This window comes from Hydrobacter penzbergensis (assembly GCF_900106985.1).
GTDB classification, from domain to species: Bacteria; Bacteroidota; Bacteroidia; order Chitinophagales; family Chitinophagaceae; genus Sediminibacterium; species Sediminibacterium magnilacihabitans.
Genome location: NZ_FNNO01000009.1, coordinates 91,245 through 104,263, shown reverse-complemented (window position 1 = coordinate 104,263; position 13,019 = coordinate 91,245). Strand labels below are relative to the sequence as shown.

At 47.2% G+C, this 13,019-nt stretch carries 12 protein-coding genes; 8 read left to right on the top strand and 4 right to left on the bottom strand.

Features of this window, described 5'->3' with window-relative positions:
- The first annotated feature begins 12 nt into the window (after window positions 1-12).
- The 5 genes from trmD to BLU98_RS11060 all read left to right on the top strand — a co-directional run bounded on the left by trmD (window position 13) and on the right by BLU98_RS11060 (window position 6,592).
- Window positions 13-690 (top strand): tRNA (guanosine(37)-N1)-methyltransferase TrmD, encoded by a 678-nt coding sequence (gene trmD, locus BLU98_RS11080; protein ID WP_092724090.1) that lies wholly within the window; start codon window positions 13-15, stop codon window positions 688-690.
- 129 nt (window positions 691-819) lie between these two features.
- The gene (locus BLU98_RS11075) at window positions 820-3,042 is read left to right on the top strand and encodes a carbohydrate binding family 9 domain-containing protein (protein WP_092724089.1); all 2,223 of its coding nucleotides are present in this window, start codon (window positions 820-822) and stop codon (window positions 3,040-3,042) included.
- Between the two features lie 39 nt (window positions 3,043-3,081).
- Window positions 3,082-4,746 carry an adenine deaminase gene (gene ade, locus BLU98_RS11070; protein WP_092724088.1) on the top strand — a complete coding sequence of 555 codons (1,665 nt, stop codon included), beginning with the start codon at window positions 3,082-3,084 and terminating at the stop codon, window positions 4,744-4,746.
- A 9-nt stretch (window positions 4,747-4,755) separates the two neighbouring features.
- Window positions 4,756-5,409 (top strand): uracil phosphoribosyltransferase, encoded by a 654-nt coding sequence (upp, locus tag BLU98_RS11065; RefSeq protein ID WP_092724087.1) that lies wholly within the window; start codon window positions 4,756-4,758, stop codon window positions 5,407-5,409.
- 166 nt (window positions 5,410-5,575) lie between these two features.
- Window positions 5,576-6,592, top strand: coding sequence for a PorP/SprF family type IX secretion system membrane protein (locus tag BLU98_RS11060; protein WP_257574914.1), 1,017 nt, complete (start codon window positions 5,576-5,578; stop codon window positions 6,590-6,592).
- Window positions 6,593-6,596: 4 nt separating this feature from the next.
- On the opposite strand, the gene BLU98_RS11055 is transcribed toward BLU98_RS11060, so the two are convergent.
- Window positions 6,597-7,238 carry a DNA-3-methyladenine glycosylase gene (locus BLU98_RS11055; protein WP_257574913.1) on the bottom strand — a complete coding sequence of 214 codons (642 nt, stop codon included), beginning with the start codon at window positions 7,236-7,238 and terminating at the stop codon, window positions 6,597-6,599.
- Window positions 7,239-7,290: 52 nt separating this feature from the next.
- On the opposite strand from BLU98_RS11055, the gene BLU98_RS11050 reads away from it, so the two are divergent.
- Entirely contained in the window at window positions 7,291-8,064 is a 774-nt protein-coding gene (locus BLU98_RS11050; protein ID WP_092724085.1) for an EI24 domain-containing protein, read from the top strand.
- Window positions 8,051-8,755, top strand: coding sequence for an SAM-dependent methyltransferase (locus tag BLU98_RS11045; RefSeq protein WP_092724084.1), 705 nt, complete (start codon window positions 8,051-8,053; stop codon window positions 8,753-8,755). Before BLU98_RS11050 ends, BLU98_RS11045 begins: the two co-directional genes overlap by 14 nt.
- A gap of 14 nt (window positions 8,756-8,769) precedes the next feature.
- On the opposite strand, the gene BLU98_RS11040 is transcribed toward BLU98_RS11045, so the two are convergent.
- The gene (locus BLU98_RS11040; RefSeq protein ID WP_092724083.1) at window positions 8,770-9,162 is read right to left on the bottom strand and encodes a DUF8785 domain-containing protein; all 393 of its coding nucleotides are present in this window, start codon (window positions 9,160-9,162) and stop codon (window positions 8,770-8,772) included.
- A gap of 1 nt (window position 9,163) precedes the next feature.
- Window positions 9,164-10,531 carry a M20/M25/M40 family metallo-hydrolase gene (locus tag BLU98_RS11035; RefSeq protein ID WP_092724082.1) on the bottom strand — a complete coding sequence of 456 codons (1,368 nt, stop codon included), beginning with the start codon at window positions 10,529-10,531 and terminating at the stop codon, window positions 9,164-9,166.
- Window positions 10,532-10,647: 116 nt separating this feature from the next.
- Here BLU98_RS11035 and bshA point away from each other — a divergent pair, with 116 nt between their 5' ends.
- Complete coding sequence (gene bshA, locus BLU98_RS11030) at window positions 10,648-11,784, top strand: N-acetyl-alpha-D-glucosaminyl L-malate synthase BshA (protein ID WP_092724081.1); 1,137 nt, start codon at window positions 10,648-10,650, stop codon at window positions 11,782-11,784.
- On the opposite strand, the gene BLU98_RS11025 is transcribed toward bshA, so the two are convergent.
- Entirely contained in the window at window positions 11,785-12,981 is a 1,197-nt protein-coding gene (locus BLU98_RS11025) for an aspartate aminotransferase family protein (RefSeq protein ID WP_092724158.1), read from the bottom strand. It lies immediately after the preceding gene.
- Between the last annotated feature and the right edge of the window lie 38 nt (window positions 12,982-13,019).

The following is a 13,019-nucleotide window of genomic DNA, read 5'->3' as shown; positions in this document are numbered from 1 at the left end:
TATGTTTGCAGTATGAAAATCGACGTCCTTACCGTTTTGCCCGAATTGCTGGAAAGTCCATTCGCCCACAGCATCATGAAGCGCGCGCAGGAAAAAGGCTTATTGGAAGTACAGGTTCATCCGCTGCGCAAATGGGCGGTGAACAAATACGGTATGGTAGATGATTACCAGTATGGCGGGGGCGCGGGCATGGTAATGATGTGTGAGCCGTTGGCCAATGCCATCGATGAATTACAGTCAGCCCGCCCATACGACGAGATCATTTATATGACACCCGATGGCGAACGCTTCAACCAGAAAACAGCCAACCAGTTATCGCTGAAAGAAAACCTGCTCATCATCTGCGGTCATTACAAGGGCATCGATGAACGCATTCGCGAACATTATGTAACCAAAGAAATATCCATTGGCGATTATGTACTTAGCGGCGGCGAGCTGGCTGCTGCTGTAGTAGTGGACGCTGTAGGGCGTTTGTTGCCGGGGGTATTGAATGATGAGACTTCGGCGCTCACCGATTCCTTCCAGGACAACCTGCTGGCGCCACCCGTATATACCCGGCCCGCCGATTTCCGCGGATGGAAAGTGCCGGACATCCTGTTACAGGGCGATCCTAAGAAAGTGGAAGAATGGAGGTATGAACAATCAATGCAGCGCACAAAAGAAAAAAGACCCGACTTACTGGACGAATAATATCCTTCCAAATCATGTTGCTGCCGTTCATCACCGCTTAAGATCGATCAGATGGCTTTAGCAGCACTTATACAGATATTGTATTACCATTACGGCTAATTATTATCTAAATTCTGCATAATCGCTCGCATGAGACTATCAACTGTCTGTTGGCTTTTGCCTATCCTGTTATCCCTGAACACATACGGACAACAAAGAGACGGCGAAACTTTTCAAAAAGAATACCAGGTGCATATTGCCCGCACGCAGGAACCCATTCAGATAGACGGAGAACTCAATGAACAGGTATGGGCCAATACCCAACCACTCAGCTCCTTCTGGAGAAAATTTCCCACCGATATAGGTAAAGCCACCCGGAAAACCGAAGCGCGTGTTACTTACGATGATAAATTCCTCTATGTAGCATTCACTGTATACGATAGCGGCAAAGTATTTATCAAAAGCCTGAAAAGAGATGTAGGTCATGATGGCAATGATTGTGTAGGCTTGATACTGGATCCTGTGAACAAACGCGCCAACGGGTTCTTCTTTGTTGTGAATGCGTACAACGCACAATCGGAAGACCAGATCAATGGCAATGGAGACATGATCAGTTTCAGTTGGGACAATAAATGGTATTCTGCTACCAAGCGCTATGCCGACAGGTGGACGGCAGAAATGGCCATCCCTTTCAAAACCCTGCGATATACCGCCGATAAATTAACCTGGGGTATTAATTTCCTGCGAGTAGATACCAAGACAAACGAGTATAGTTTATGGACGCATGTACCGGTGAATTTCCGCTCTTACGACCTCGGATATACAGGTGCGTTGGTATGGCCCGAGCCGCCGCCCAAACCCGGCAGCAATGCAGTATTGATTCCTTATGCGACAGGCGGCGTGCAGGAAGATAAAGACAATGGTCTACCATGGAAAGCTACTGGCAATGCAGGCTTCGACGGTAAAATGGCATTGTCATCGTCACTGAATCTCGACATGACCGTTAACCCCGATTTCTCTCAGATTGAAGTGGACAAGCAGGTTACCAACCTCACCCGTTTCAATATTTTCCTTCCAGAGAAGCGCACGTTTTTTCTTGAGAATTCGAGTCTTTTCTCATCTTATGGTATTCCTTCCGTTCGACCGTTCTATTCGCGCAGGATCGGTCTTGATAAAAACGGCAATAAGATACCCATATTGCTGGGTGTACGTCTCACCGGGAATGCATCAAAATCTACGCGGATCGGATTGCTCAACATGCAAACGGGAAGTCAGGGAGATTATTCAGCTGAGAACTATACGGCCGCTACTATCAACCAGGCTGTGCTGAAGCGTTCTACCCTGAACCTGTATTTTATGAACCGGCAGGGTTTTCTTTCCGATTCGGCTAAAAAGGCCGACCCACTTTCGGCTTATGGAAGGAACCTGGGCGGGGAATTCAATTACACCAACCTGAAAGGCACCTGGAATGGCTGGGCGGGTTATCATCAATCTTTCAAACCGGGCATTACCAAAGATGATCGGTTCATGGACCTGGGCGGAAGCTATAATGGCCGTTATTTCAGCGCCATGCTCGATATGAATACGGTGGGAACGAATTTTTATACCGATATGGGATATACACAAAGGATTGAAAACTTCGATGCGGCAAGAGATACCATCGTACGACTGGGATATAAACAGGTATACAATGAATTCGATTATCGCATCCTGCCCAAAAAAACCAAAGTAAGCAGTTACCAATTCCAACTCACCAATTCCTTCGTGTTCAATCCGGATAATACATTGAATGAACGCAACCAATCGCTGGGGTTGAATATCATGTATTGGAACACGGCGCAATTGCTTGTTACGCTCAACAATTATGAAGTAAATTTATTGTTCCCCACTGCTTTTACCGACAAAACGCCTTTACCGAAAGATAATTACCAATACAGCCAGGCCACATTGGGCTACCAGTCTGATTTCAGGAAACCTTTGAGCTATTATGCTACCGTTGGTGGAGGTGGGTTTTACAATGGCTCTTATCAAAGCTTTATTGGTGGCGTCACCTGGCGTAGTCAGCCACACCTGAACATAGATCTCCATGCGGAATACGACAAGCTTGCTTTTCCTGATATTTATGGCGCAACTGAATTGTTCCTGATCGCTCCCAAAGTGGAGATCAATTTTTCCACCGCTGTTTTCTGGACCACTTTTATCCAATACAATACGCAGCGTAATAATTTCAACATCAACAGCCGTTTCCAATACCGCTTCAAGCCGATGAGTGATTTTTTTCTTGTGTATACCGACAACTACTATACAGCTCCTTTGCTGAAGAACAGGAACCGGGCCCTCGTGTTCAAACTCAATTATTGGTTCAGTCTCTGATAATAGTTTTACTTTACATTTCACTAATACGCTGTTCGCATGTCAGGCATTGCTTCTTTCCGGTTAACCGGTAACCTGGTAGATGTTTGGAAGAAAAGCATTTATCCCGCAGAAATTTTTGTTGAGAACGGAATCATCAGCGCTATCAGGCCTGCAGAACAAGTGAGTAACCATTACATCCTTCCCGGTTTTATAGACAGTCATGTGCATATCGAAAGCAGTATGTTAATCCCTTCTGAATTTGCGCGGCTGGCTGTGGTGCACGGAACAGTGGCTACTGTCAGCGATCCGCATGAAATTGCCAACGTGTGCGGAATGAAAGGGGTGGAATACATGATTGAGAATGGAAGAGAGGTTCCTTTCAAATTCAATTTCGGCGCTCCCAGTTGTGTGCCTGCTACCGTTTTTGAAACAGCCGGAGCATCCATCAACAGCGAAGAGATAGAACAACTGATGCAGCGCGAGGAGATACTGTACCTGAGCGAGATGATGAACTTCCCCGGCGTGCTGCACAAAGATCCGGAAGTGATGAAAAAGATCGCTGCGGCGCATGCATCGGGAAAACCGGTTGACGGCCATGCGCCCGGATTGCGTGGTGAAGAAGCACGGCAATACATAGAGGCGGGCATTTCTACCGACCACGAATGTTTTACATTGGATGAAGCAGTGGATAAACTGGTACATGGTATGAAGATCATCATCCGGGAAGGCAGCGCTGCCAAAAATTTTGAAGCGCTGATCGATTTACTGGAAGATCATCCTGCGATGGTGATGTTTTGCAGTGATGACAAACATCCCGACAGTCTTGTAGAAGGACATATCAACCAGCTCTGTGCCAGGGCTGTTGCCAAAGGCATCGATGTATTCAAAGTGTTGCGCGCTGCCTGCGTGAATCCTGTATTGCATTATCACCTGCCGGTAGGATTATTGCGTGAAGGAGATGCAGCCGATTTTATCCTGGTGAATGATCTGGAACATTTTACTGTTCATCAAACTTATATCAATGGTCAGCTGGTAGCGGAAAACGGCCAGTCATTTATTCCATCTGTTCCTTCGGATACGCTCAATCATTTTAACTGCGAACGCATAACCCTGGAAGATATTAAGATCCGGAAGCATGAATACCCCGACGAAAACGGGCTCATTCCTGTGATAGAAGCGCTGGACGGACAACTCATCACCAATAAACTTCGGCTGAAAGGAAAACTGGAAAACGATGAATGGGTAAGTGATACGGCCGGGGACCTGTTGAAAATGGTGGTGGTGAACCGTTATCACCGTGCACCTGTTGCCAAATGTTTCATCAAAAATTTCAACTTCAAAACGGGCGCTATTGCGTCTACTGTGGCACATGATAGCCACAATATAGTAGCCGTGGGCGCCAACGACGAAAGCCTGGTTAAAGCCATCAACCTGGTTATATCGGAAAAAGGAGGCGTTAGTTGTGTGAATGGTAGTGAGGCAAAAGTGCTGGGGCTGCCCGTAGCTGGGCTGATGAGCGCGGCCGACGGCTATCTCGTTGCCCGCGAGTACACTGCTATCGACCGCATGGCCAAAGACCTGGGTTCCACACTGGGGGCGCCTTTCATGACGCTCAGTTTTATGGCTTTGCTGGTAATACCTCATTTAAAACTGAGTGATAAAGGGCTTTTCGACGGCGATGCATTCCAACTTAAATTTCCATTTACAGCCGATAGATTTTAGTTTTGACCCATGATTATCAACCTGAGTCAGCATCACAGCCTGCTTAGCAACTGGGTTGCCGAGCTGAGAGACATCAACATACAGGGCGACCGTATGCGTTTCCGGCGTAACCTCGAACGCATTGGCGAGATAGCTGCTTATGAGATCAGCAAAGAGCTGCCATGGAAAACGGTAGAAGTGCCTACTCCCCTCGGCTCTCACGAAAGCAAGGTGCTGGAACAGCAGCCTGTATTGGCTACCATCCTGCGCGCCGGGTTGCCTTTACACAACGGCATGTTGAATTATTTCGATAAGGCCGACAATGCTTTTATCTCTGCCTATCGCAAACACCACCGCGATGGTTCATTCGATATCAGTTTGGAATACATGAGCAGTCCTTCACTCGATGGCCGTATCCTGATCATCAGCGATCCTATGCTCGCTACCGGTGCATCGCTCGTGAAAACAGTGGAATACCTGAAAAACGAAGGATCACCCAAAGTCATTCACATTGTAGTGGCTATTGCCTGTACCGTGGGCATTGAATACGTGCACCGCGAATGCGGCGAAGACGTTAAAATCTGGTGTGGAGATATTGACGATGAACTGACTGCCAAAGGATACATCGTTCCCGGTTTGGGTGATGCAGGAGATCTCGCGTTTGGGAACAAAACACAAGCATAAGCGCTTACGTCATCCCGAGCGTAGCCGAGGGACCTCATGAAGCTTTCGTCAGCCCCTTCGACTCACTTCGTTCGCTCAGGGTGACGATCAGTGTTGATTGTTAAGCCCATCACAATTCTGCTGGTGCACAAGCAACCCATATTCCTTTATTGGCGTAAATTCGTATGTGATCAAATCTTTATCCAAAATAATCTGCTTCTTTTCTACGTTGCTGCTGTTGCAAAGGGCATCGGCGCAGGATCCGCATTTTTCGCAATTCTTTTCTTCACCGCTCACACTCAATCCCGCTTTTACAGGAAAATTCGCAGGCAGTTTACGGGTAGCCGGCAATTACCGCAACCAGTGGCCCACCATCAACAATGCTTATACAACCGCCGCTTTATCGGTAGACTTTCCCATCTTGCAAAACAGCATTGCCAATAATGATACCTGGGGTTTGGGGTTTTCCGGATACAACGACAACAGCGCCAACGGTGCGGTGAAATTCAACTATGCTTCTTTTTCTACGGCCTATCATAAAGGATTGGATGAAGATGGATTTCATCAACTGGGGGCAGGGTTCCAGGTAACTTATGCAAACATGCTCATCAACACCAACAGCCTCAAGTTCGAAGACCAGTTAACGAATGCTGGGTTTACCGGTGTTACTTCCGAAGTATTCAATAATGGTACATTGAAGTCGAGCTATCTCGATGTTAATGCAGGTATATTGTACAATGGCAGTACCAACGAAAGGAATAATTTTTATTTCGGCATCAGCATGTACCACCTTAACAGGCCCAGGCAGGATTTTACCGGCGCCAATTATGTGCTCTACCCCCGCACTACCATTCATGCGGGAGGTTTCTTTCCCGTAGGCGCTACCACTACCCTGCACCTGAGCGCGCTGCAGATGTTCCAGGCCGGCGCTTCGGAAACCATGTTCGGCGGTGCACTCCAGTTCAATGCCAATCCGGATGATCCCAGTCCTACCAGCCTTTACGTAGGCAGCTGGATGCGGTTCAACGATGCTATCATTCCATACCTTGGTTTGGAATTCAATCAGTTCAGGTTGGGACTCACATACGATTACAACGTTTCTTCTCTCAAAACAGCCTCTCAAAACAGGGGAGGTATCGAATTATCGCTTATCTATATTCTCAAGCCTTCAACCGATAAACCCATTAATTGTCCGAAGTTTTAAGCGATCATTTCTTTTTCGGCATCTTACTTACATAAGGATTATCCTTCAGTATGAAGCGGTAAGGCAATAATGCATCTTCTCCTGCATAATCAACCCCGATCCTGGGCGTGGCAATGATTTCAGAAAGTTTGATCGTGGTATTGTCCGATGCCAGGTGCAGTTCTTTGCTCAATAAACTGGTTCCGGTATGAAGGGTATTCAGTCCGAATGCTTTGGCCACATTGCCGGGGCCACTTGTCAATGAATGATCTGCTTTTTGTTTACCTGTACGCAGCAGCATGGTCTCAATTCCCGCAATGGGTTCCACTGCACGGATAAGCACTGCATGCGGCACTTCCTCCAGGTTCGTTACAATATTGAAAAGATGGTGTATACCGTAGCAGAGGTATACATAGGCCAGCCCCCCGGCCGCATACATCACTTCTGTTCTGTTGGTCCTGCGGCCATTCCATGCATGAGAAGCCCTGTCGGTCTCCCCCCTGTATGCTTCCGTTTCCACGATCCTGCCTGTTGTCAACTTCCCATCGATGCGGGTGATCAATATTTTGCCGATCAGCGCTTTGGCAATGACCAGTACATTGGGTTGCCTGTAAAAATCAACGGGCAATTTTGTAACGGTGCCCATCGTTATAGCCTTAGTTTTCATCGAGCATAAACTTACGAATACCTTATCTTTAGACCTGCTAAAATACCCCCCGTTGCTTAAAGAAATGATCATTGCCATACAGGCTTATGCACAGGCGCACGAGTTCATCAAAAAACACAAGCTGTGGAAGTGGATACTGATCCCAGGTATTCTTTATACTTTATTGTTCCTCCTGGGTATGTATTTTTTCAGTCATACTTCCGGCAATTTCATTGAATGGATGGCTTTGAAAACCGGTTTGAAGAACTGGCTTGACAGGCTCAACAACGGATTCCTGGGCTTTCTTTTTGCGATGGGCACGTTCCTGCTCTGGCTTTTGCTGCTGCTGCTTTATTTTTCCCTTTTCAAATATTTTTTTCTCATCGTGGGCTCACCCCTTTTCGCTTATCTCAGCGAAAAGACCGAAGCCATCATAGAGGGAAAAGATTTTCCTTTCAGCCTAATGCAGATGGCAAAAGACATTGCACGGGGTATACGCATTGCCGCACGGAACAGTCTCTGGCAAACGGTATACATGCTGTCGATCCTTTTCCTCAGCCTGCTTCCTTTGATCGGATGGCTTACACCCATACTGGCGGTGCTCATTGAATGTTACTATTACGGTTTTTCCATGCTCGACTACAGCATGGAGCGGCACAAAAAAACAGCTACCGAAAGCATTTATTATATCAGCCGCCACAGGGGCCTCGCTATTGGTAACGGCATTGTATTCTATATGATGCACTTGCTGCCCTTTGTTGGATGGGTGCTGGCGCCCGCTTATGCTGTGGTGGCAGCTACCCTCAGCATTTACCCCTTAAAGGAACAGGCGAATGCATACAGGTAAAGTCTTTCTTATTCCCACCGTACTATACGAAGATGCTGTTGAGACCCTTCCCGCCTACCTGTTAGATGCGGTAAAACAGTGCCAGGTATTTTTTGTGGAGAATGAAAAAACAGCGCGCCGCTTCCTGAAAAAAATATGGCGCGAGATGGTGATCGACGATTATCAGTGGTTTGCTATTCACAAAGCGGAAGAAGAAGTGAAACGTCAGTTCCTGCAACTGTTGCAGGCAGGAAAAAACATCGGTATCATCAGCGAAGCCGGCTGCCCTGGTATTGCCGATCCTGGGCAGTTACTGGTAGAAGCCGCTCAGCAAGCCAATAGTACGGTGAAACCGCTGGTAGGTCCCAGCTCTATTCTTTTGGCATTAATGGCCAGCGGCATGAACGGACAATGCTTCCAGTTCCATGGCTACCTGCCCATCGACACGGCCGAAAGAAAGAAAAAGATCCGCGAACTCGAAGCAGATTCCCATCGCAGAAATTGTACCCAACTGTTCATTGAAACGCCTTATCGCAACAATGCCATGATCAAGGACCTGTTACAGAGTTGCCACGATGAAACCAGGATCTGCATTGCAGTAGATATCACCGCACCATCGGAGAGTATCCGTACCCAGACCGTTAAAAAATGGAAACAGGAACAGCCAGACATCCACAAACGTCTTGCCCTGTTCCTGTTGCATGCTTCCTGAAAAAACGGAAGTATTTATTTGGGTTTGATGATGGTTTCGCCGGTTACTCCCCGCACTTCGTACACACTGTCTACAATATATGTTTGCATACCGCGCCAGGGCAGGCTGCCGAAATACCGTTTGTAATGCAGTTCCACATCCCTGCCTGAGCTCCGCAACAATATATCTGCTACGTGTTGATTGGTAACACTGAAATCAAATTCATTGCTCTGTATATTGGCCCTGAAACCGCTTTGGATGATGTTTCCTTCATAGGTTTTGAACAGGATCCCTTTGTACTGGAAAGTGTTCAACTGCCCCGCTTTGGTTCCTGTGGCAAATACATAATAATACCGGAAATAACCAAAGCATATCAACACCAATATAAGGATGATGATGAAGTTTCGCAGTATTTTTCTCTTGTTCATATCAGAGTCCGTATTTGTCTACAAGATAGATCAATGAAGCCATATTTACTGCGCCGAGCAACAGTTCTCTTTTATTCACATTTTCAAATACATCGCTGCGTGCATGGTGGTAATCGAAATAACGTTGCGAGTCGGGCAACAGTTCGCCATAAGGAGTGCCGAAGAACTTATTAAGCGGTCCAATATCGGCGCCACCTCCTTCGTCCACAATAAAACTCGTTCCATAAGGCGCCAGCAAAGGAATCCAGTTGCGCAATTTGGCTAATTGTTCTTTACTGCCCGCAATGCTGAATCCGCGCGGGGTAAAACCGCCTGCATCACTTTCCAGTGCAAATACATGCTTTTCTCCTTTGGCTTTCGCTTCCTCGGCATATTTGGTGCCGCCTCTCAAACCATTCTCTTCATTGGCAAACAACACAAAACGAATGCTGTGTTTGGGATGGTAACCAATTGCTTTGAGCGCGCGCATGACCTCAATGGTATGCACTACACCGGCACCATCGTCGGTTGCTCCTTCATTCACATCCCAGCTATCGAGGTGCCCGCCGATGGTAATATACTGGTCGGGATATTCCGAACCCGTCCATTCTGCAATCACATTATGACCAATGGTATCCGGCAGGAAATGTCCGCTCGTAGTCATGCTCACTTTCAATGCCGATTGCTTTCCCAGCTCCCACAGGTAATCCGCATCCCGTGGTCCAATTGCAATAGCAGGTATTTTGGGAAAAGAATCGTTGTACTTCATTGCACCTGTATGCGGGTCATTGGCAGTTGAAGAAGTCAGGGAGCGTATCATTACACCTGCTGCACCATATTTGGCGGCACGGCTCGCACCTGCGTAACGGTAAATACCAGCATCACCATAGGAAACAAAAGTCTGCACATTGGTAGGGTTAAACGCATAATTATAATAGACGATCTTTCCTTTCACTTCATCCTTTCTTCGTTCCAGTTCGGCAAAATCAGCTACCAGTACCAGGTTAGCTGTAAGCGGTTTGCCATTGCCCAATGAATTGCCCAGTGCAGTAGCATCGAGCTTGCGGTTGGTGGCTTTTTGATTAACTGATACAATGGATGCCAGGTCTTTGCCTCCCCTCACCCAGTGCGGCACCATGCATTCCTGCAGGTACACTTTATCGCCGCCATTTTGTTCCATGGTGGTTTTGCCCCATTGAACCGCTTTGGCAAACTGCGGTGAGCCGGCCAGCCGGCCGCCAATCTGTTTGGTTAACTGGTGAAGCAAATCATACGCTTTACCATTGGTTAATATTTCATCGGAGATGCGTTTGATCATCACTGCATCTTCATTGCTCTGCGCCATAGTCAATAAGGGGCAAAGGCAGAGGAGAGATAGTATTTTCTTCATGCTATAAAGATAGATGTTAGCTGATAGAAAAAAAGATTTCTTACCCCCATCTACCAGCCATCAACTAGCACCTGACAACTCAAAAAATAATCGTTACTTGCATACAAAATATCTCTATGCGCATAGGCATCGTTTGCTATCCTACTTTTGGCGGAAGTGGTGTGTTGGCCACTGAGTTGGGAAAAGCCCTGGCCGATGAAGGTCACCAGGTGCATTTCATCACTTACCAGCAACCCGTTCGCCTGAATGTATTCAATGCCAATATTTTTTATCATGAAGTAAGGGTACCCACTTATCCGTTGTTCGATTATCCGCCTTATGAAGTGGCTCTTGCCAGTACCATGGTGGATGTGATCCTGAATTACGATCTGGATCTGCTGCATGTGCATTATGCCATTCCGCATGCTTCGGCAGCTTATATGGCCAAGCAGATCGTTCGACAAAAAGGACGCCGCAACGTACCGGTGATTACCACTTTGCATGGCACCGATATTACGTTGGTGGGTAAGGACAAGACCTATGAGCCGGTAGTCACTTTCTCTATCAATGAAAGCGATGCTATCACAGCCGTATCGCAGAACCTGAGAGACGAAACATACAACTACTTCAACATCCAAAAAGAAATAGAAGTGATCCACAATTTTGTGGATGTCAAACGTTTCAATAAAAAGCCCATCGACGCTTTCCGGAAAGTGATAGCGCCCAATGGAGAAAAAATATTGGTGCATGCTTCCAACTTCAGAAAAGTAAAGCGTGTAGATGATGTGGTGAAAATATTTGCTGCGGTGCGCAAAGAAATGCCTGCCAAATTATTGATGGTGGGCGATGGGCCTGAGCGGCCGATGGCTGAAAAACTCACACGTGAACTGGGCATTGAAGAAGATGCTCGCTTTTTAGGTAAGCAGGAACAGATGGAAGATATATTGGCGGTAAGTGATGTGTTCATCCTCCCTTCGGAATACGAGAGTTTCGGTCTTGCTGCATTGGAAGCCATGGCAGCCCATGCGGTAGTTATCAGCACCAATGCCGGTGGTCTTACCGAGATCAACATACAGGGCGAAACAGGTTTTATGGCGAATGTGGGCGACGTAGAAAGTATGAGTCGCTTTGCTATTGAACTTTTGCGCGACGATGTAAAACTGAATGCCATGAAAGATGCGGCTTACAAGCAAGCCCGCCGTTTCGATATCAAGAACATCATTCCGCGTTACGAAAAACTCTACAGCAGGTTCTGCCGGATGGGCAATTGCTGATCATTTCACTACTGACTGGATGCTGTATACGATCCTGTCGCATACTTCTTTCAGTTCTTCTGCTGTAATGATGAGCGGTGGTGCGATGCGCAGCCTGTCGGGCGCGAAGACGAACCAGTCGGTGATCAGTCCGTTCTTTACGCAGGCGTGTACGATGGCCTGGTTCAGTTCCGCTGTTTTAAATTGAAGTGACATCCACAAACCTGCAGTGCGTGCATCGATGATGGCGGGATGTTGCAATACACGTTTGAGTATTGCCTCTTTCTGTTTAACCTGCTCAATATACTTTCCCGCCAACAATACTTCCATGGCTGCCTTTCCGGCTGCACAGGAAACAGGATGACCTCCGAATGTGGTGATATGGCCCAGCACCGGGTCGTGCGTCAGTTGTTGCATCAGAGATTGATCGGCAATGAAAGCTCCCAGCGGCATCCCGCCTCCCAACGCTTTTCCTAATAGTAAGATATCGGGTAACAGATCCAACTGTTCAAAAGCCCATAAGCTGCCTGTTCTGCCGAAGCCCGCCTGTATTTCATCCAATACCAGGAGCGCTCCCTGTTCGGTGCATTTCTTCCTGACGGCTTGTATCCAGGCTGTATCCGGTTTTACAATACCACTCTCTGCCTGTATTGTTTCCAGGAATACACATGCCGTATTGCGATCGATCGCATCGATCAGCGCCTGGCTGTTATAATCTAAATGATCAATATCCGGGAGCAAAGGCCTGAACGCATTGCGCCAATATTCATCTCCCATCATACTCAAAGCGCCTTGTGTGCTGCCATGATAAGCTTTATTAGCAGCAATGACCCGCGTGCGGCCCGTAACCCGCTTGGCCAGTTTCATAGCACCTTCTGTGGCTTCAGCGCCGCTATTGGTAAAGTATACGCAGTTGAGAGAAGCCGGCAAATGATCTGTAAGCATTTTGGCATATCCCACCTGCGGCGCTTCTATGAATTCGCCATACACGATGAGGTGCATGTATTCAGCAGCCTGTTCCTGCACGGCTTTCACCACAGCAGGGTGACTGTGCCCGATATTACACACACTGAACCCGGAAATGAGATCAACGTACTCCTTTCCTTCTATATCCCACAAATGAATACCCGCTGCTTTTTTCATCTCAATGCCAATCGGTGCGGGAGAAGTTTGTGCAATGTGCCGGAGAAATAACTGCCTGTTCGGTGTAACACTCATCATTTATTAGTTTTCCTGGGTTTAAAATTAGAAATTTG

Bases quoted from the DNA above. Each gene is read 5' to 3' on its own strand.
- trmD (WP_092724090.1), top strand. From the start codon at position 13: ATGAAAATCGACGTCCTTACCGTTTTGCCCGAATTGCTGGAAAGTCCA.
- BLU98_RS11075 (WP_092724089.1), top strand. From the start codon at position 820: ATGAGACTATCAACTGTCTGTTGGCTTTTGCCTATCCTGTTATCCCTG.
- ade (WP_092724088.1), top strand. From the start codon at position 3,082: ATGTCAGGCATTGCTTCTTTCCGGTTAACCGGTAACCTGGTAGATGTT.
- upp (WP_092724087.1), top strand. From the start codon at position 4,756: ATGATTATCAACCTGAGTCAGCATCACAGCCTGCTTAGCAACTGGGTT.
- BLU98_RS11055 (WP_257574913.1), bottom strand. From the start codon at position 7,238: ATGAAAACTAAGGCTATAACGATGGGCACCGTTACAAAATTGCCCGTT.
- BLU98_RS11045 (WP_092724084.1), top strand. From the start codon at position 8,051: ATGCATACAGGTAAAGTCTTTCTTATTCCCACCGTACTATACGAAGAT.
- BLU98_RS11040 (WP_092724083.1), bottom strand. From the start codon at position 9,162: ATGAACAAGAGAAAAATACTGCGAAACTTCATCATCATCCTTATATTG.
- BLU98_RS11035 (WP_092724082.1), bottom strand. From the start codon at position 10,531: ATGAAGAAAATACTATCTCTCCTCTGCCTTTGCCCCTTATTGACTATG.
- bshA (WP_092724081.1), top strand. From the start codon at position 10,648: ATGCGCATAGGCATCGTTTGCTATCCTACTTTTGGCGGAAGTGGTGTG.
- BLU98_RS11025 (WP_092724158.1), bottom strand. From the start codon at position 12,981: ATGAGTGTTACACCGAACAGGCAGTTATTTCTCCGGCACATTGCACAA.